The organism is Streptomyces canus (assembly GCF_030816965.1).
In the GTDB taxonomy this organism is placed as follows: Bacteria; Actinomycetota; Actinomycetes; order Streptomycetales; family Streptomycetaceae; genus Streptomyces; species Streptomyces canus_E.
In genome coordinates this window covers 9295625-9314174 of record NZ_JAUSYQ010000002.1, presented here as the reverse complement: position 1 = coordinate 9314174, position 18550 = coordinate 9295625, and the positions used below count along the sequence as shown (strand labels likewise).

Annotated in this window: 15 protein-coding genes; 3 read left to right on the top strand and 12 right to left on the bottom strand. The window is 70.8% G+C overall.

All coding sequences use genetic code 11. The features are described from left to right. The first annotated feature begins 89 nt into the window (after positions 1-89). Entirely contained in the window at positions 90-743 is a 654-nt protein-coding gene (locus QF027_RS43470) for a zf-HC2 domain-containing protein (protein ID WP_307080958.1), read from the top strand. Positions 744-753: 10 nt separating this feature from the next. On the opposite strand, the gene QF027_RS43465 is transcribed toward QF027_RS43470, so the two are convergent. From QF027_RS43465 to QF027_RS43455, 3 genes are all read right to left on the bottom strand, one after another. Further along, entirely contained in the window at positions 754-1617 is an 864-nt protein-coding gene (locus QF027_RS43465) for an Fpg/Nei family DNA glycosylase (RefSeq protein WP_307080956.1), read from the bottom strand. A 36-nt stretch (positions 1618-1653) separates the two neighbouring features. Beyond that, a complete protein-coding gene (locus QF027_RS43460; protein WP_307080954.1) occupies positions 1654-3741 on the bottom strand; it encodes a SpoIIE family protein phosphatase in 2088 nt (695 codons plus the stop codon). A gap of 62 nt (positions 3742-3803) precedes the next feature. Continuing rightward, the gene (locus tag QF027_RS43455; protein ID WP_307080952.1) at positions 3804-4958 is read right to left on the bottom strand and encodes a DUF6777 domain-containing protein; all 1155 of its coding nucleotides are present in this window, start codon (positions 4956-4958) and stop codon (positions 3804-3806) included. Between the two features lie 130 nt (positions 4959-5088). On the opposite strand from QF027_RS43455, the gene QF027_RS43450 reads away from it, so the two are divergent. Next, on the top strand, positions 5089-6507 hold the full coding sequence (locus QF027_RS43450; RefSeq protein ID WP_307080950.1) for a lipase maturation factor family protein: 1419 nt from the start codon (positions 5089-5091) through the stop codon (positions 6505-6507). A 26-nt stretch (positions 6508-6533) separates the two neighbouring features. On the opposite strand, the gene QF027_RS43445 is transcribed toward QF027_RS43450, so the two are convergent. Genes QF027_RS43445 through QF027_RS43410 form a run of 8 tightly spaced genes read right to left on the bottom strand, consistent with a single transcriptional unit; the run spans position 6534 to position 14367 of the window. Further along, the gene (locus QF027_RS43445; RefSeq protein WP_307080948.1) at positions 6534-7373 is read right to left on the bottom strand and encodes an amidohydrolase family protein; all 840 of its coding nucleotides are present in this window, start codon (positions 7371-7373) and stop codon (positions 6534-6536) included. Then, complete coding sequence (locus QF027_RS43440; protein ID WP_306973362.1) at positions 7370-7684, bottom strand: L-rhamnose mutarotase; 315 nt, start codon at positions 7682-7684, stop codon at positions 7370-7372. The genes QF027_RS43445 and QF027_RS43440 overlap by 4 nt, the downstream gene beginning before the upstream one ends. Beyond that, on the bottom strand, positions 7681-8649 hold the full coding sequence (locus QF027_RS43435; RefSeq protein WP_307080947.1) for an aldo/keto reductase: 969 nt from the start codon (positions 8647-8649) through the stop codon (positions 7681-7683). The genes QF027_RS43440 and QF027_RS43435 overlap by 4 nt, the downstream gene beginning before the upstream one ends. Next, positions 8646-9401, bottom strand: coding sequence for an SDR family NAD(P)-dependent oxidoreductase (locus tag QF027_RS43430; protein WP_306973364.1), 756 nt, complete (start codon positions 9399-9401; stop codon positions 8646-8648). Before QF027_RS43430 ends, QF027_RS43435 begins: the two co-directional genes overlap by 4 nt. After that, positions 9398-10747 carry an L-fuconate dehydratase gene (locus QF027_RS43425; RefSeq protein ID WP_307080945.1) on the bottom strand — a complete coding sequence of 450 codons (1350 nt, stop codon included), beginning with the start codon at positions 10745-10747 and terminating at the stop codon, positions 9398-9400. The genes QF027_RS43430 and QF027_RS43425 overlap by 4 nt, the downstream gene beginning before the upstream one ends. 38 nt (positions 10748-10785) lie before the next feature. Further along, positions 10786-11811 (bottom strand): ABC transporter permease, encoded by a 1026-nt coding sequence (locus tag QF027_RS43420; protein WP_306973366.1) that lies wholly within the window; start codon positions 11809-11811, stop codon positions 10786-10788. Further along, entirely contained in the window at positions 11804-13297 is a 1494-nt protein-coding gene (locus tag QF027_RS43415; protein ID WP_307080943.1) for a sugar ABC transporter ATP-binding protein, read from the bottom strand. Before QF027_RS43415 ends, QF027_RS43420 begins: the two co-directional genes overlap by 8 nt. Then, entirely contained in the window at positions 13294-14367 is a 1074-nt protein-coding gene (locus QF027_RS43410) for a sugar ABC transporter substrate-binding protein (RefSeq protein ID WP_307080941.1), read from the bottom strand. The genes QF027_RS43415 and QF027_RS43410 overlap by 4 nt, the downstream gene beginning before the upstream one ends. A gap of 190 nt (positions 14368-14557) precedes the next feature. Between QF027_RS43410 and QF027_RS43405 the strand changes: the two genes are divergently transcribed. Beyond that, the gene (locus QF027_RS43405) at positions 14558-15259 is read left to right on the top strand and encodes a FadR/GntR family transcriptional regulator (RefSeq protein WP_306973369.1); all 702 of its coding nucleotides are present in this window, start codon (positions 14558-14560) and stop codon (positions 15257-15259) included. Between the two features lie 261 nt (positions 15260-15520). Here the strand turns inward: QF027_RS43405 and QF027_RS43400 are convergent, their stop codons facing one another. Further along, positions 15521-18535 (bottom strand): alpha-mannosidase, encoded by a 3015-nt coding sequence (locus tag QF027_RS43400; protein ID WP_307080939.1) that lies wholly within the window; start codon positions 18533-18535, stop codon positions 15521-15523. Positions 18536-18550 lie beyond the last annotated feature (15 nt).

The window sequence follows — 18550 nt, the reverse complement described above, 5'->3', positions numbered from 1 at the left end:
GTGCATGCCTTGAGTGATTCGGCGGGCTGGTGCGTACCGGTGGGAGCAACCAGTAACCCCACCCACACTCAACGGCACGAGGTTTCCGCATGAGGTCCTTGGAGAGGCATCGCGACGTCGGCGCGTACGCAATCGGCGTGCTGGATGAGGCGGAGGCCTTCCGCTTCGAGGATCACCTCATGGAGTGCCCCAAGTGCGCGGCACACGTGACCGAGTTCGGTCCTGTGACCCGTCAGATGATGCTCTACCGCCGGGCGACTCCGCGCGTCGTGCACCCGATGGCGCAGCCCGGCCCCCAGCTCCTCAACCGACTCCTCGGCGAGGTCGCGACGCGGCACCGGGCGCGCCGCAGGCGGCTGTTGTACGCCGTCGCCGCCTCGGTGGTCCTGACGGTGGGCGGTTCCACCCTCGCGCTGACGGCGGGCGGTGACCCGGACGGCACCACCAGTGTCGAGGCCACCGACGTCCGGTCCGGCGTGTGGGCCCAGGTCACCACCGAGGACGAGGACTGGGGCACCCAGGTGGAGCTCAAGGTCAAGGACGAGTCCGGCCCCCGCGCCTGTCACCTCGTCGCGATCAGCCGCGACGGCAAGGAAGAGACCGTCACCGGCTGGAAAGCCACCGGGCACGCCACCGACGACAACACCATGATGGGCAGCTCCACCTTCCACGCCGACCAGATCGACCACTACGAGGTCAGGACGTCGAGCGGGGAGCATCTGGTGACGCTGGATCCCGGCTGAGCACGTCGGATCACTTGAGCAGTCTCGACAACCTCCGGTCCGCCAGTGGTCTGCCGCCCGTCTGGCAGGTGGGGCAGTACTGGAGCGAGGAGTCGCTGAAGGAGACCTCCCGGATGGTGTCGCCGCAGACCGGGCAGGGGTGGCCGGTGCGGCCGTGGACGCGGAGGCCGGACTTCTTCTCCGACTTCAGGCGGCCTGCTGCCACACCCCTTGAGCGTTCCACCGCCTCGGTGAGGGTCGTACGCAGGGCCCGGTAGAGGACTTCCGTCTCCTCGGGGGCCAGGGAGGCGGCGAGCTTGAAGGGGGACATTCTCGCCGCGTGCAGGATCTCGTCGCTGTAGGCGTTGCCCACACCGGCGATGAGCGTCTGGTCGCGCAGGGCGCCCTTCAGCTGCCGGCGTTCGTCCTTCAGCAGGGCCGCGAAGCTCGCCTCGTCGAAGTCCTCGGCCAGCGGGTCCGGGCCCAGGCGGGCGATGCCGGGGACCTCGTGCGGGTCGGCCACCACGTACACCGCCAGGCGCTTTTGTGTGCCGGCCTCCGTGAGGTCGAAGCCCGCGCCGGTCTCCAGGGCCACGCGCAGGGCGAGGGGGCCCTTGCCGGGGCGGGGCGGGCCGTCGGGGAGGCGGTCCTTCCAGTGCAGCCAGCCCGCGCGGGCCAGGTGGGTGACGAAGTGCGGGCCGCCGTCCGTCTCCAGGTCGAGGAACTTGCCGTGGCGGTGCACGGCGACCACCTCGCGGCCCTCGACGGCGGTGAGCGGAGGGTCGTACGTCTTCAGGACGCTGATGGCCACCGGCAGTACGCGCACGATCTCGTGGCCGACCAGGTTCTCGCTCAGGAAGTCCTTGAGCGCTTCCACCTCGGGGAGTTCCGGCATACGTCCAGAGTGCCACCGGGGGCCGCTGCGGTCAGGTCAGGTCCGCTCACGTACGACGAACTCGCACCACACGCACTTCCCGCCGCCCCGCGCCTCCACGCCCCAGACATCGCTCAGCAGGTCGACCAGGAGCAGGCCTCGGCCCGAGACCCCCGACTCGCCCGCCTCGCGGCGGCGCGGCAGGGCGCTGGAGGAGTCCTCGACCTCGACGCGCATCCGCCGGTCGGAGCCGGTCAGGACCCGCAGGGTGACGATCGCGGCGCCCTCGGTGTGCATCAGGGCGTTGGTGATCAGCTCGTCGGCGACCAGTTCGATCTCGTCGGAGCGCTCCCGCGCGCCCCAGGCGCCGACCGCGGCCCGGATCATGTGCCGGGCCTGGGTGAGGGCCTCGGGGTCCCCGGGCGGCACATGCTGTTGGAGGCGGCCGCCGGGCTGCTGGGCGTCCAGGCCACGGCGGAGCAGCAGGAGCAGCGCCACGTCGTCGTCGCCGGCGCGTTCCTCGGCCACGTCGATGAGCCGGTCGGCCAGCTCCCACACGTCGGTGGGACCGTCCGTGATGAGGGTCGTGAGGGTCTGCATACCGTCGTCGAGGTCGGCACCGGGCTCTTCGACCAGCCCGTCGGTGCACAGCAGCAGGGTGTCCCCGGGGTCGAGTTCGAGGGTGGAGACGGGATAGTCGAGCTGCCCGAACTCGGCGGACAGCCCGAGCGGCAGTCCACCTTCCACGGTCACCCGGCGGCAGGTGCCCGCGGCCTGCCGGACCAGCGGGTCGATGTGGCCCGCCCGGACCACCTGGACGACTCCGGTGGACAGGTCGGCCTCCGCGTACAGGCAGGTCGCGAAGCGGTCGGTGTCGAGCTCGTGGAGGAACACGGAGGCGCGGGCCATCACGGTGGCCGGGGTGTGCCCCTCGGCGGCGTAGGCCCTGAGGACGATCCGCAGCTGACCCATGACGGCGGCGGCGTGCGTGTCATGGCCCTGGACGTCTCCGATGACGGCGCCGACGCGGCCGCCGGGCAGCGGGATCAGGTCGTACCAGTCGCCGCCGATGTCCCGGCCCAGCGAGCCTTCGGCGCTGGCGGCCCGGTAGCGGACGGCGACATCGACGCCGGGGACGCTCGGGATGGTGCGCGGCAGCATCGCCTGCTGGAGCCCGGTGGCGAGGTCCTTCTCCTGCTCGTACAGCATGGCCCGCTGGAGACTCTGGGCGATGCTGCTGCCGAGGGCGATCAGGACGTTGCGATCCTCGGGGGTGAACCCGTACCGGTCGCTGTACAGCAGACCCATCGCACCGATCGGACGGGCCTCGGCGATCAGCGGGAGGTAGGCGGCGGAGGTGATGTTGAGGCCGGTGATGTGCGGCCACAGGATCGGGTAGCGATCGGCGAACTCCTGCGGCGACTCGATGAAGCGCGGGGTGAGCGTGCGCACGGCCTCGCTCATCGGGTACGGCTCGTCGATCCGGGTGATGTCGGTGCCGGGCACGAAGCTGCCCGCGGGGCCCTCGGCGATCAGCCGGATCCGGCCGGCCTCGACCAGACCCATGACCAGGCTGGTGGCGCCGAGGTGGGTGAGGCCGTGGGTGTCCTTGAGGACGTCGATGACGTCCTGGACGGTCCGGGCATGGGCGAGAGCGGCCGTGGTGAGCTGGACGACGTTGGTCTGCTGGCGCCTGGCCTCGTCCTCGGCGACCTGCTCCCGGTGGTTCTCCAGCTCGCCCACTTCCTGGGTGGCGTCGCGGACGATGCCGATGATCCGGCGCGGGCGGCCCGTCCCGTCCCGTCGGATGTAGCCCTGGGTGTGCGTCCAGCGCAGGCTGCCGTCACGGCAGCGCAGGCGGAAGTAGGCGCCGTAGTTCTCGCTGCCGTCCTTGATGGCCTGGGCGACCAGGGCGTCGAGCCGGTGCGCCTCGGCCCTCGGCACCCGGACGGCGAGGCTCATCGGGTTTCCGTCGTACTCGTCGGGGCGCAGGTCGAAGACCTCGTGGGCCTGGGCGTCCATGTGGAACAGACCGCTGTCCAGGTCCCAGTCGAAGCTGCCCATGCGGTTGAGCGCCAGGATCGGATCCGGGTGGGCGGGCCAGTCGTCCGGGAGTGACAGGGCGCTCGCTCCCCGATCAACCATGGGGCCACCTTGCCAGGATTTGTCCGATTCTTCGACCGGGAGACACATACGCTCCGAGTCCATCAGACACCGAAGACGTCGGCGGGGCCGGCGAAGACGGTGTCCGCGCCGGCCGGCTCCGACGGACCGTCGGGGATCAGTCCGCCGCCGTCGGGGAGATCGGGGGTGTCCGGGACGGTCTCGGGGCCGATTCCGGTCTCGGGGTCCCCGGGGACGGCCGTACGGGTGCCGTCCGGCGGAAGCGCGGGAAGGCCGGGCCCGGTCGTGGGCAGCAGGGTGGCCGCGGGGCAGTTCTCGTCGTACGGCTCCGCGGTCGCGACGACGCCGGGTGCGCCGGTGAGGGTGACGCAGTCGCTCCCGGTGCTCGGCGAGGCCTCCGGGGACGCCGTCTCGTCCGGGCGCGGACCGAGAGGCGTCGCGGGAGCCGACGTGGGAGTCGGCGGTTCCGGCTGCGGCGGAGGTACGACATGGTCGTGCCGGCAGTCGTTGCCGATCAACCGTTCGATCCAGGTGGTGTCGACGAGGTCGATGATCGTGAGGTTGGTGATGACCCGCTCGCTGGGGGCCACCACGACCACCCGGGCGGGCCGGTATCCGGGCCACGGCTGCCCGCCCACGACCGCGCCGCCCGGAATCGCCACCGGCGGCGTCAAGGGGTTGCCACAGGCGCAGCGGACCCGCGGGACACCACGGTCGTCGACGAGGACGGCGGTGTCCGCCTGGAGGACGGACTGGAAGCCGCTCGCCCGGCCGGCGCGATAGCGGTGGTCGGTGACGAGGGTGTCCGCCCGCAGGACGACCGGGGCGAGCCCGCGCAGGAAGTCCGGCACCGCGTCCGGAGAGACGCCCACGACCTGGGCGAACGCACGCTCCCTGGACCGGTCCGCGGTCAGCTCGTCGAGCTGCCGAGCCACGTCACAGCTGCCGACGCGCTCGATGCCGCCGTAGAGACCGGGCATCCCGCCGGAGACGGTCCTCGGGGCCGGCTGGGGCGTTCGGGTGAGGGGCGGGGGTACGGTCACCGACTTCACCGAGGTCACCGAGGTCACCGAGGAGCGGGTGAAGGGGCTCGGGCCCTGAGCCGCCGCCGGCTGAAGAAACACGTCACCGTCCGCCTCGGCGTTGTTCTCGTCGCCGCCTCCGCCGCATCCGGCAACGAGGAGTGCCGCCGCGAGCACGCAGGCCGCGACGAGGGCCTGGGTGGGTATCCGCACCATGTTCTCCCATCCATACCGCACAGTTCGTCACTATTGTCTGCTTCGCTCACTTTGGTTACGCAAGCGGAGGGAAGGTACACGGGGAGTCACGCAGGGTTCGGCGGGACAATGGAGGCAGGAGAAGACGGCCGTGGACTGGTTCACCGCACCCGACTACTGGCTGAGCCGGCTGGTCTTCCAGCGGGCTCTGGCCGGGCTGTACTTCGTCGCGTTCCTGGCGGCGGCCCTGCAGTTCCGGGCGCTGCTCGGGGAGCGCGGGATGCTGCCCATCCCGCGTTTCGTCGCCCGCGTGCCCTTCCGGAGGGCGCCGAGTCTCTTCCAACTGCACTACTCGGACCGTTTCTTCGCTCTCTGCGCGGGGACGGGTTGCGCGGTGGCGGTCGCGCTGGCGGCGGGCCTCGACTCCTGGCTGCCGCTGTGGGGCGGGATGCTGCTGTGGCTGGTGCCGTGGCTGCTGTATCTGTCGATCGTCAACGTGGGCCAGACCTGGTACGGCTTCGGCTGGGAGTCCCTGCTGCTGGAGGTCGGCTTCCTCGCGGTGTTCCTCGGCAACGACGACGTGGCCCCGCCGGTCCTGGTGCTGTTCCTCCTGCGCTGGATCCTGTTCCGGGTCGAGTTCGGCGCGGGGCTCATCAAGATGCGCGGCGACGCCTGCTGGCGCAAGCTCACCTGCCTCGACCACCACCACGAGACCCAGCCGATGCCGGGGCCGCTGAGCTGGTTCTTCCACCATCTGCCCCGGCCGCTGCACCGGGTGGAGGTGGCCGCGAACCACGTCACCCAGCTCGTGGTTCCCTTCCTCCTGTTCACCCCGCAGCCGATCGCCACGGCGGCCGCGTCCCTGATGATCGCGACTCAGCTGTGGCTGGTGCTCTCGGGCAACTTCGCCTGGCTGAACTGGATCACGATCGTGCTGGCGGTGCCGGCGCTGGACCTCTCGGGCGAGGCACCGGACCTGCCCGCCACTCCGCTCTGGTACGAGGTGGTGGTCCTCGCCGTCGCCGCGCTGCTCCTGGGCCTGAGCTACCACCCGGTCCGCAACATGATCTCCCGGAGCCAGATCATGAACCGCTCCTTCGACCCGCTCCATCTGGTCAACACCTACGGCGCGTTCGGCAGCGTCAGCCGGATCCGCTACGAGGTGGTGGTCGAGGGTACGGCGGACGACGTACCGCGCAGGGACTCCGAGTGGAAGGAGTACGAGTTCAAGGGCAAGCCGGGCGATCCACGGCGCTGGCCGCGCCAGTTCGCGCCCTACCATCTGCGTCTGGACTGGATGATGTGGTTCGCCGCGCTGTCCCCGGCGTACGCCCAGGCGTGGTTCGGCACCATGGTCGAACGGCTCCTGGAGAACGACCCCGCCACGCTGAGGCTGTTGCGCCGCTCACCGTTCCCGCCGGACGAGCCGCCCCGCCATGTCCGCGCCCGCCTCTTCCGGTACCGGTACACGACGTGGCGGGAGCTGCGGGAGACGGGGGCGTGCTGGGAGCGGACGTATGTGCGGGAGTTTCTGCCGCCTACGCGGCTGGCGGAGGTCGTGAGTCCCTAGAAGGGGTCGGCGTACGGACGGGACGGTTACGTCCCGGAGTCGCCGAGTCCGTAGACGCGCGTGGCCGTGGCCCCGAAGACCTGGGGGTGTGCGGACACGGGTGTCAACCGGCGTGCGGCGTCGAGCACTTCCCCGTATGTCGCTCCCAGTGTGCACACCGGCCAGTCTGAGCCGAACATGAGACGGTCCGGGCCGAAGGCGTCCAGGACCGTGTCCGCGTACGGGCGCAGGTCGTCGATCGTCCAGGAGCCGAGGTCCGCCTCGGTGACCATGCCGGAGAGTTTGCAGACGGTGTTGGGCAGGGCGGCGAGGGCACGGACGCCGACCGCCCAGGGTTCCATGGCGCCGGAGGCGATGGGCGGTTTGCCCAAGTGGTCGAGGACGAAGGTGAGGTGTGGCAGCGACTCGGCCGCCTTGGCGCAGGCGGGCAGTTGGTGCGGCAGGACGACCAGGTCGTACACCAGACCCGCTTCGGCTACCGCGGTCAGGCCTCGGCGTACGTCCGGCCGCAGCAGCCACTCGGGATCCGGCTCACCCTGGACCTGGTGGCGGATGCCCTTGAGGAAGGTCCCGCCGGGGAGTTCGCGCAGACGTGCCAACTCGTCGGCGGTATCGGGACGGCTCAGGTCGGTCCAGCCCACGACACCCGCGATCACGTCGTGGCGGGCCGCGAGGGCCAGGAACTCCGGGGTCTCCTCGGGCACGGTGATCGTCTGGACGAGGACCGTGCGTTCGACGCCTGCCGCGCGGGCCTCGGGGGCGAGGTCCTCGATCGTGAAGTTCCGTCGCAGCGGGCTGTCCGAGCCGATCCAGTCCTGGTCCCGCACCGACAGGTCCCACACATGGTGGTGCGCGTCCACCGTCATGGCAGCTCCCACACGACGGGCAGGCCGGCGTCGGCGCCCTCGTCGGAGTAGTCGTGCGCCACGTCGAGGAGTTCGGCCATGCGGGCCTGCCAGGTGACGTTCACCGGGAGCTTCTCCAGCTCGGCGAGGAGGCGGCCGTAGTCCTCGCACTCCAGGACATGGAAGAGGTCGGTGCCGCTGCGCCAGATCGTCCAGGAGTGGGCCCCGGCGGCGCGGATCGCGTCGGTGAGTTCGACGGGGACCTCGCGGTGCGCGGCCTCGTACTCCTCGACGCGGTCCGCGCGGACCTTGGTGTGCAGGGCGACTCTCATGACGGCTCCTCGGTGGTCAGGAGACCGGTGTCGCGCAGTTCCTGCCAGAAGACAGGGGGCACCGGGGTCGCGAACTGGTCGGCGGCATCCTGGACTTCGGCCGCCGAGCGGGCACCCACCAGGACGCTCGCGACGGCCGGGTGGGCGGCACAGAAGGCGAGGGCGGCGGCACGCAGACTGATGCCGTGCCGCTCGGCGGCCTCCCGCATGCGCAGGGCCCGGTCCAGCACGTCCCCGGAGGCCTGCGCGTAGTTGTACGTCGCTCCGGGCCTCGGATCAGCGAGCAGCCCGGAGTTGAAGGCGCCGCCGATCACCACGGAGACGCCCCGTGCCACGGCGGCGGGGAGCAGCTCGGCGAGCGCGCTCTGGTCGAGCAGGGTGTAGCGGCCGGCGCACAGCACCACGTCGACGTCGGTCTCGCGGACGAAGCGGGTCAGCATCCCGGCCTGGTTCATGCCGGCGCCGATCGCCCCGACGACACCCTCGGAGCGGAGCTTCTCCAGGGCCGGGTAGCCCTCGCGGAAGGCCTCTTCGGCGTGGTCGTCGGGATCGTGGAGGTAGACGACGTCCACGCGGTCGAGGCCGAGCCGTTCGAGGCTCGACTCGAGGGTGCGTCGTACGCCGTCGGCGCTGAAGTCCCACACGCGGCGCCGCGTGGCGGGAACCGCGAAGCCGTCGGCGAGATCGTCGCCGCCGTCCCCGGACGGCTCCAGGCGGCGGCCCACCTTCGTGGAGAGGGTGTACTCCGCGCGCGGATGCTCGCGCAGTGCCTCCCCCAGCCGGCGTTCCGACAGTCCGAGACCGTAGTGCGGGGCGGTGTCGAAGTAGCGGATGCCGCGCTGCCAGGCGGCGGTGACCGCCTCGTGCGCCTGTTCGTCGCTGACCTCGGTGAAGAGGTTGCCGATGACGGCGGCGCCGAAGCCCAGTCCGCTGACCCGCACACCGCTCGTGCCGAGGGTGTTCACTGGCCCACCGGCCTCAGGCGCAGGCCCTGCATGCCGCCGTCGACGGCGAGAGAGGTGCCGGTGGTCGCGCCGGAGAGCGGGCTGGCCAAGTAGGCGATGGCGCCCGCGACCTCGTCCGCCGAGACGAGCCGGCCGGTGGGCTGGCGGGCCTCCAGGGCGGCTCGTTCGGCCGCCGGGTCGGGGGCCTTGGCGAGCAGCCGCCCGATCCACGGGGTGTCCGCCGTGCCGGGGTTGACGCAGTTCACGCGGATGCCCTCGCGGACGTGGTCGGCGGCCATGGCGAGGGTCAGGGAGTACACCGCCCCCTTGGTCGCGCTGTACAGCGCCCGCTGCGGAAGGCCCGCCGTGGCCGCGATGGAGGAAGTGTTCACGATCGCCGCGTGCGCGGACGCGCGCAGGTGGGGCAGGGCGGCGCGGGCGACGCGGACCATGCCGACGACGTTGACGTCGAGGACGCGGTGCCATTCGTCGTCGTCGTTGTCCGCCACGGTGCCCTGGGCGCCGATGCCCGCGTTGTTGACCACGACGTCGAGTCCGCCGAGTTCGGCCACGGCGGCGGCCACGGCCTCGCGGACGGAGGCGTCGTCGGTGACGTCGGCGCGGTAGGCGAGCAGCGGCTTCTCGACCGAGGACGGGTCCAGGTCGAGGACGGCGACCTGGGCGCCGCGTGCGACGAGGAGTTCCGCGGTGGCCCGGCCGATGCCGGAGGCGCCGCCGGTCACCAGGGCCTTGAGACCCTCGAAGTCACTCATGCCGCCTGCCCCTTCTTCTGCGTGTCGTCGGCGAGGTCTTCTGCCCAGAAGGCGCCTCCGGGGAACGTGTACCGCGCAATGGACTCGGGGCGCATGGCGGCCGAGAAGCCCGGCGCGACGGGTGCCGTGTAGTGGCCTTCCCGGATCACCACGGGATCGAGGAAGTGGTCGTGCAGATGGTCGACGTACTCGATGACCCGGTCCTCGGTGGTGCCGGTGACGGCCACGTAGTCGAACATCGACAGGTGCTGGACGAGTTCGCACAGGCCGACCCCGCCCGCGTGCGGGCAGACCGGCACGCCGAACTTGGCGGCGAGCAGCAGGATGGCGAGGTTCTCGTTGACGCCGCCGACGCGGGCCGCGTCGATCTGGACGACGTCGAGGGCGCCGGCCTGGAGCAGCTGCTTGAAGACGACCCGGTTCTGGACGTGCTCGCCGGTGGCGACCTTGACCGGGGCGACGGCCTTGCGGATCGTCGCGTGGCCGAGGATGTCGTCGGGGCTGGTGGGCTCCTCGATCCAGTACGGGTCGAACTCGGCGAGGGCCTTGGTCCAGCGGATCGCCTCGTCGACGTCCCAGCGCTGGTTGGCGTCGATCGCCATGCGGATGTCGGCGCCGACGACCTGGCGGGCGACACGGCAGCGCCGTACGTCGTCCTCCAGATCCGCGCCGACCTTGAGCTTGATCTGCCGGAAGCCGTCGGCGACGGCCTCGGCCGCGAGCCGGGTGAGCTTCTCGTCGTCGTAGCCGAGCCAGCCGGCGGAGGTGGTGTAGGCGGGGTAGCCGGTGGCGAGGAGCTCGGCGACCCGGTCCTCGGCCCCCTCGCGCCCCCGCCGCAGGATCTCCAGGGCCTCCTGCGGGGTGAGCGCGTCCGTGAGGTAGCGGAAGTCGATCTGGCCGACCAGCCACTCGGGGTCGCCCTCGGCCAGCAGCCGCCACAGCGGCTTGTCCGCGCGTTTGGCGGCCAGGTCCCACACGGCGTTGACGACCGCGCCGATCGCCATGTGCATCACGCCCTTCTCGGGTCCGAGCCAGCGCAACTGGCTGTCGCCGATCAGGTCGCGGTTCAACGTCCCCGGGTCCGCGCACAGTTCGTCCACCCACCGTCCGACCACATGCCCGCGCAGCGCCTCGATCGCGGCGACCTGGACCTCGTTGCCCCGCCCGATGGTGAAGGTGAATCCGTGCCCCTCGTGCCCGTCGGCGGCGTCCGTGCGCAGCACGACGTAGGCCGCCGAGTAGTCGGGGTCCGGGTTCATCGCGTCGGAGCCGTCGAGCTCGCGCGAGGTGGGGAAGCGGATGTCGTAGGTGTCTACCGCAGTGATGCGGGCGGGGGTCGGGGACACGGAGTGCCTTTCGGTAGGTGACGGGGACGCGGGCGGGGTCAGTCCTGGGCCCGGCCCGTCGTCACTCGGGCGATCATGAGTGCGAGCAGGATGATTCCGCCGTAGATGGCGTCGATCCAGGAGGGCGGCACCTGGGCCATGGTGAGCATGGTCTTGACCACGCCCAGCAGAAGAACGCCCGTCAGGGCCCCGAACATGGTGCCGCGGCCGCCGTCGAGACTGATACCTCCGATGACAGCGGCGGCGAACACCGTGAAGATCATGTTCTGGCCCTGGTTGGCGCCGATCGCGCCGACGTAGCCGGTGTACATGAGTCCACCGATCGAGGCGAGAACCCCGGCGACGATGTAGACACCCAGCCGGACACGGTCGACGCGGATGCCTGCGGCGCGGGCCGCTTCGAGATTGCCGCCGATCGCGTACAACGACCGCCCGACACGGTGGTACTTGAGCACCAGCCCGGCAACGGCGAAAGCGGCGGCGGCGAGCCAGACCGACATGGGGATGTGCAGGAACGTGGTGGTGGCCAGCGAGAAGAACGAATCCGGCATGCCGAACAACGTCTTGCCCTTCGTGGCGCCTACGAGGAGGCCACGCAAGATGATCAGCATGGCAAGCGTGACGATGAACGCGTTGAGCTTCACCTTCACCACAAGGAGGCCGTTGAAGGCGCCGATGGCCGCGCCCACGAGGGGGATGGCCAGCAGGGCGACGGGAGCGGGGAGCTCCGTGCCCCAGCCGGACTGTGCGGCCGGCAGTACCAGAAGTGCCGCCACCGCCGGCGCGATGCCGACCATCGACTCCAGTGACAGGTCGAACTTGCCGGTGATGAGCACCAGCGACTCGGCGAGCACCACCATCGCCAGCGCCGCGGATGAGGTCAGGATGGAGATCAGGGTGGCCTCGGTGAAGAAGGAGTCGTTGAGTACGGCACCGAGTACGAGCAACAACAACAGCGCCGGCACGAGAGCGAGTTCGCGAGCTCGGCGCAGCAGCAGAGCCCGCGCTGACCGTACCTCGGGCACGCTCACCTGCTTCACCGGCGGAGCCTGCGTGTCAGCCATGGTGGTCCACTCCTTCGATGGAGGCGATCAGCTCGCGGTCGCGCCAGCCGGCCGGGTGCTCGGCGACCACGCGGCCGTGGAAGAGGACGAGGACGCGGTCACAGCGCCGCAGGTCGTCGAGTTCGTCGGAGACGACCAGAACCGCGGTGCCATCGTCGCGGGCGGTGTCCACGCGGGAGAGCAGGGACTCCTTCGACTTCACGTCGACGCCCGCCGTGGGGTTGATGAGGACCAGCAGGCGGGGGTCGGAGGCGAGGGCGCGGGCCATGACGACCTTCTGCGCGTTGCCGCCGGAGAGGTCGGAGACGGGCTGGTCGGGGCCCTCGGTGTGGATGTCGAGCCGGTCGATCAGCTCGGCGGCGAAGCCGCGCTTGCGGTCGGTGCCGACGAAGCCGTAGCGGCCGAGCCGGTCCAGGACACTGAGGGTGGCGTTGTCGCCGATGGTCATGCCGAAGACCAGGCCCTGTGCGTGCCGGTCGCGCGGCACGAAGCCGACGCCCGCCTTGAGACTGGCCTGTACGTCGCCGAACGGCAGTGGCCTGCCGCCCAGTTGGGCTGTTCCACCGGTCGGCGTGTGCAGTCCCGTGAAGGACTCGGCGAGCTCGATCTTGCCGCTGCCGCTGATGCCGGCGAGTCCGACGACCTCACCGCGGCGCACGGTGAGGTCGACGTCCTCGTAGGCGTCGGAGGTGAGGCCGCGCACGTCGAGAAGGACGGGCGCGGTGTTCTCGACCTCCCTGAGCCGGCCCGCCTGCTCGGCGACGGTCTCGCCGGCCATGGCCTCGACCAGGGCCGCCCGGGGCATGTCGGCGACCGGGGCCGTGGTGATCCAGCGGGCGTCCCTGAGGACCGTCACCGTCTGGCACACCTCGTACACCTCCTGGAGGTGGTGCGAGATGAACAGGAAGGTGACACCGGAGTCCTGGAGCGCGCGCATCCTGCCGAAGAGCCGCTCGATCTCCCGCTTGTCGAGCTGCGCGGTCGGCTCGTCGAGGACGATGAAGCGGGCGCCGCAGCTCAACGCCCGTGCGATCTCCACCATTTGGCGGTCCTCGACCTTGAGGTCGGCGGTGCGCGACTCCGGGTCGACGCGCACGTCCCAGGTGTCGAGGAGTTCGGCGGCCTCCTTCTTCAGACCGCGCCAGCTGATGAACCCCCGGCGCAGCGGCTGCCGGTTGATGAAGAGGTTCTCGGCGACCGTCAACTCGGGTACGACGGTGGGCTTCTGGTAGACGCAGGCGACCTTGCTCCGCCAGGCGTCCCGGTCGGCGAGCGGGGGCGCGGGCTCGCCGTCGAAGCGGACGGTGCCCTCGTCGGGGGCCTGGAGGCCGGTGAGGATCGTGACGAGGGTGGACTTGCCCGCCCCGTTGCGCCCGACGAGGGCGTGGGACTCGCCGGGCAGCACGGTGAGGCGGCCGTCCGCGAGGGCGGTCGTGGGGCCGTACCGCTTGACGACCCCCTCGGCTTCAACCAGTGGGGTGCTCATTTGACCGTGTTGCCCCACAGCTTGGGGTCGTCGACGTTGTCCTTGGTGACCAGGGGCGCGGGCAGCTGGTCCTCCAGGATGCCGCTGGACAGCTTGACGATCGTGGAGTCGTGGTCGGTCGGGCCGGGCTTGAAGGTCTTTCCTTCCATGGCCGCCTTGATGTAGTACATGCCGTACTTGGCGTACAGGTCGGCGGGCTGGGAGACGGTGGCGTCGATCTCGCCCTTGCGGATGGCGTCGTACTCCTGCGGGATGCCGTCGTTGGAGACGATCCTGATGTGGCCCGCCTGCCCGGCCTTCTTCAGCAATCCCTTGGACTTGAGGGTCTGCAGGGTCGGCGCGAGGTAGACGCCGCCGGCCTGCATGTAGATGCCCTTGATGTCGGGGTTGGCGTTCAGGAGGGTGCCCAGCTGCGAGGCGGCCGCGTCGGACTCCCACTTGGCGGGGATCTCCAACACCTTCAGCTTGGGGAAGTTCTTCTTCACGCAGGCCCGGAAGGCCTCGGAGCGGTCGCGGCCGTTGACGGAGGCGAGGTCGCCCATGATCTGCACGACCTTGCCGGAGGGGATCTGCTCCCCGAGGTACTGGCAGGCCTTCTCGCCGTACGAGACGTTGTTCGCCCGTACGACCATGGCGACCTTGCCCTTGTCGGGGGCCACGTCGACCGCGACGACCGGGACGCCCTTGCGTTCGGCCTGGTCGAGGCCGGCCTCGATGGCGGCGCTGTCGAGCGGGGCGACGACCAGGCCCTTCACGCCCTGGTTGAGCTCGTTGTTGATGTCGGTGATCTGCTGGGAGGGGTCGCTGTTGGAGTTGACCGTCTTCAGCGTGTCCACCCCCTCGGACTTGGCCATCTTGGGCACGTAGTCGTTGTACGACTGCCAGAACGGCGAGGTCAGCAGCGGCAGGATCACGCCTACCTTGCCGGTCCCGTCGCCTCCCTCGGCGCCGGCGCTGCCGGTGTCCTTGGTGCTGCCGCACGCGGCAAGCACGAGCGAGGCGCTCGCGGCCGCGGCCACCGCGCCGATGATGCGAAACCTGTTCCGCTTCCCCACTGTTCTGCCGGGCATCTGGCGGCTCCTCATTGAGCGTGTCGAGCGTGATCGAGCATGAGCGTGTTCGAGCAGATGCCCGATACTTATCAGACCACTCACCCCTTGCAATACCCTCCGGCGGCAGGTTTTCCCGTCTTCCGGCCATAGTGGTCCGACCACCCTGCTGGTTAGACTGCGGCGCACCCCGGTGATGTGGAGGAATGGCGTGGACGAGACAGCCCCGCAGAAGGGCACCGTGACGCAGCGCGCCATCGAGCAGATCAAGGCGATGATCGGCGAGGGCCGGCTGGAGCCCGGCCAGCGGCTGCCGACCGAGCGAGATCTGGCCGTCCAGCTGGGCATCTCCCGCAGTTCGATACGGGAGGCGATCCGGGCGCTGACGGTGATGGGCGTGCTGGAGGCCCGGCACGGCTCGGGCATCTACGTCACCCAGCTGGAGGCGGGTGACCTGCTGGAGACCTTCGGCGTGGTCGCCGACCTGTCCCGGGGCCCGCGTCTGGTGGAGCTGCTCGAGGTGCGCCGCGTCCTCGAGTCGACGGCGACCGCGCTGGCCGCCGCCCGCATCACGCCCGACCAGCTGGCCGAGGTCGAGAAACACCTCGCGGCGATGAACGCCACCGACGACCCCGAGGAGATCCTCGCCCACGACCTGGCCTTCCACCGCGAGATCGCGGTGGCGGCCGGCAACGACACGATGGCGGCGATCCTGGAGGGCCTGTCGTCGCGCACCTTCCGGGCGCGGGTGTGGCGCGGCTACCAGGAGGAGGGCGCGTTCGAACGCACGCGGCGCGAGCATGCCGCGATCCACCGGGCCCTGATCGCCCGCGACCCGGAGGCGGCCCGGGCGGCGGCGGCCGCGCATGTGGGCGAGGTGGAGGAGTGGCTGCGGGCGCAGCTCGGGGCGTGACCGAAGAGGAGCCCGAGGTGGAGCTGCGCGCGCAGGCGGTCCGGTGGGGGGGACGACAGGCCGTATCCGGAACGCGGGGACGTCCGGTTCACGGACGCCGACGGCCGACGCCTCGGCTCGGACCGACACCCGCACACGGCGCGCTCGTCACCGCCACCACCGCGCCCGCGGGCATCGCGGCCGAGGATGAGCAGGGCGAGTGCACGGGTGCGACAGGATCAGCTCGTCCGGTGAAGGGGGCGGGTCTCCCCGCCCCCTTGCTCAGGCCCTGCCGAACCGCAGCGTGACCAGCTCGAACGGCCGCAGTCGCAAGAACACCTCGTTCCCCTCACGCCGCAGCGAGGGGGCATCGGACAACGGGCGCTCCAGCAGATCCGTCGCCGTGACCCCGGCGACCTCGAACCCCGCCGTGAGGGTGGCCCGGGCCCGCCCGCCGTGTGCCTCGTGGAAGCGGACCACCACGTCCCCGCTCCCGTCGTCGGCCAGTTTGACGGCTGTGATCACCACCGCCTCCTGGTCGACGGTCACCAGGGGAGCGACCTCCTGGGAACCCCGCACGGACCGGTCCGGCAGATTGATCCGCCACCCCTCCCGTACCGCGTCCCCGATGCCCGCCCCCGGCACCAGCGCGTGCCGGAACCGGTGGACGCCCTGGTCGGTCTCGGGATCGGGGAAACGCGGGGCCCGCAGCAGCGACACCCGGACCGTGGTGGTCGTGCCATGGTCGCCGTCGACCCGGACCGTACGGGTCACGTCGTGCCCGTACGTCGAGTCGTTGACGATCGCCACGCCCCAGCCCGGTTCCTCCAGGTGCACGAAGCGGTGGTTGCAGGCCTCGAACTTCGCCGCCTCCCACGAGGTGTTGGTGTGCGTGGGCCGGTGGAAGTGCCCGAACTGCGTCTCCGACGCGTACCGTTCGGCGTGCACGTCGAGCGGGAAGGCGAGCTTCAGGAACTTCTCCGTCTCGTGCCAGTCGACCTCCGTGTCCACGAGAAGCCGCCGCTCACCGGGCCCCAGGGACAGCACCTGGGTGACGCGGGAGCCGCCGAAGGTCCGCACGATCCGCACACCGTGCCCCTCGGGGGCGAGCTCGTCCACCTCGGTGAGATCCGTGACCGTGTTGCGGTAGAACTCGTCCACGTCCCACGCGTCCCACATGTTCGGGAAGTCCGGGTGGAGTTGGAGGAGGTTGCCGGCACGGCCCGGTGCGATCGTCTCGCGGTCGGCCTCGATGTCGTACACGGAGACGGCCAGGCCGCGCGCGTCGACCTCGACCCGCAGGATGCCGTTGTCCAGGACGTGCCCGCCGCCGGGCCGCTCGGTCACCGTCGTCCGCCCCTCGACGACCGCGATTCCGGCACCGCCCGCGGCGACTCCGTCACGGCCATGGGGTGCGGGGTTGAAGAGCAGTTCCCGTGTCCCCTCCCCCGCGAGGGTGCGCTGGGCCGCGTCGATGATGCCGTTCAACTCGTCCGCGAGCCGCTCGTACGTGCGCCGCGCCTCCCGGTGCACCCAGGCGATCGACGACCCCGGCAGGATGTCATGGAACTGGTGGAGCAGCACCGTCTTCCAGATGCGGTCCAACTCCTCGTACGGGTAGGGCGATCCGGCCCGTACGGCCGCCGTCGCCGCCCACAGCTCCGCCTCGCGCAGGAGGTGTTCGCTGCGGCGGTTGCCCTGCTTGGTCTTCGCCTGGCTGGTGAGGGTCGCGCGGTGGAGTTCGAGGTAGAGCTCGCCGACCCAGACGGGCGGTTCGGGGTATTCGGCCTGGGCCTTCGCGAAGAACTCCGCCGGGGTCTCCCACGTCACGGTCGCCGAGCCTTCGAGGTCGCGCAGGCGGGCCGCCTTGGCGACCATCTCGCGGGTCGTACCGCCGCCTCCGTCGCCCCAGCCGGTGGGGGCGAGGGAGTGCCGGGCGACCCCCTTGTCCTTGAAGTTCCGTGCCGCGTGGGCGATTTCGCTGCCCTTCATGGAGCAGTTGTAGGTGTCGACGGGCGGAAAGTGCGTGAAGATCCGGGTGCCGTCGATGCCCTCCCACTGGAAGGTGTGGTGGGGGAACTTGTTGGTCTGGGACCAGGAGATCTTCTGTGTCAGCAGCCACTTGGAGCCCGCCGCCTTGATGATCTGCGGCAGTCCGGCCGCGAAGCCGAACGTGTCGGGCAGCCACGCCTCCTGGTTCTCGACGCCGAACTCGTCGAGGAAGAACCGTTTGCCGTGCACGAACTGACGGGCCATCGCCTCCGAGCCCGGCATGTTGGTGTCCGACTCCACCCACATGCCGCCGGCCGGCACGAACCGCCCGTCCGCCACCGCCTTCTTCACGCGCGCCCACACCTCGGGCCGGTGGTCGCGGACCCAGGCCCACTGCTGGGCCTGGGACATGGCGAACACGAACTCCGGCTCGTCGTCGAGGAGGGCGGTCATGTTGGATGTCGTCCGGGCGACCTTGCGCACGGTCTCCCGCAGCGGCCACAGCCACGCCGAGTCGATGTGGGCGTGTCCCACGGCGCTGACGCGATGGGCGGAGGGGACGGCGGGCGCCTCGAAGGCGCTGTCCAGCCGCGAACGGGCCTGCGCCGCCGTGCCGCCCACGTCCTGGAGGTCCAGCGCGTCCAGCGCCTTCTCCACCGCCCGCAGGATCTCCCAGCGCCGCGCCGACTCCACCGGCAGCTCGGCCATCAGCTCACCGAGCACCTCCAGGTCGATCACCAGCTGCCACACCGTCTCGTCGAGCACGGCGAGGTCCATACGTGCCAGCCGGTACTGCGGTTCGCCGCCCGCGGTCTCCTTGTCGCCCAACCGCGTGGGCAGGAAGGGGTGGTAATCGAGGATGACGGGGTTGGAGGCGGCCTCGATGTGCAGGCGCACCTCCTCGCCACCCTCGACGGGAGCGCCGATCCGCACCCACTGGTTGCGCGGGTTGAGGCCCTTCACCGGGGTGCCGTCGGGCCGGTAGACCAGGCCCTCGCACTGGAAGCCGGGCATGTTCTCGTCGAAGCCGAGGTCGAGGAGGGCCTCGACGGTCTTCCCGGCCCACGCCTCGGGGACGGTTCCGGTGCCGCGGAACCAGCTGGTGCCCCAGGGAGCACCCCAGCGGGCGCCCACGGCGATGGGCTCCGGCTCGGCCGCCAGGCCCTCGGCGACGGGCACCGGCTCGTCGGGCGCGTGCCACACCGCCACTTCCAGCGGCACGGACTCGGGGTACACGGCGGGGCGGAGTCGCTCGTCGAGGACGCGCCTGAGGCGGGCTTCGACCAGGCTGCGGTCGTCATGCATGCGGGGTGCTCTCCA

Coding starts and splice junctions, on each gene's coding strand:
- QF027_RS43470 (WP_307080958.1), top strand. CDS start 90: ATGAGGTCCTTGGAGAGGCATCGCGACGTCGGCGCGTACGCAATCGGC.
- QF027_RS43465 (WP_307080956.1), bottom strand. CDS start 1,617: ATGCCGGAACTCCCCGAGGTGGAAGCGCTCAAGGACTTCCTGAGCGAG.
- QF027_RS43460 (WP_307080954.1), bottom strand. CDS start 3,741: ATGGTTGATCGGGGAGCGAGCGCCCTGTCACTCCCGGACGACTGGCCC.
- QF027_RS43455 (WP_307080952.1), bottom strand. CDS start 4,958: ATGGTGCGGATACCCACCCAGGCCCTCGTCGCGGCCTGCGTGCTCGCG.
- QF027_RS43445 (WP_307080948.1), bottom strand. CDS start 7,373: ATGACGGTGGACGCGCACCACCATGTGTGGGACCTGTCGGTGCGGGAC.
- QF027_RS43440 (WP_306973362.1), bottom strand. CDS start 7,684: ATGAGAGTCGCCCTGCACACCAAGGTCCGCGCGGACCGCGTCGAGGAG.
- QF027_RS43430 (WP_306973364.1), bottom strand. CDS start 9,401: ATGAGTGACTTCGAGGGTCTCAAGGCCCTGGTGACCGGCGGCGCCTCC.
- QF027_RS43420 (WP_306973366.1), bottom strand. CDS start 11,811: ATGGCTGACACGCAGGCTCCGCCGGTGAAGCAGGTGAGCGTGCCCGAG.
- QF027_RS43415 (WP_307080943.1), bottom strand. CDS start 13,297: ATGAGCACCCCACTGGTTGAAGCCGAGGGGGTCGTCAAGCGGTACGGC.
- QF027_RS43410 (WP_307080941.1), bottom strand. CDS start 14,367: ATGCCCGGCAGAACAGTGGGGAAGCGGAACAGGTTTCGCATCATCGGC.
- QF027_RS43400 (WP_307080939.1), bottom strand. CDS start 18,535: ATGCATGACGACCGCAGCCTGGTCGAAGCCCGCCTCAGGCGCGTCCTC.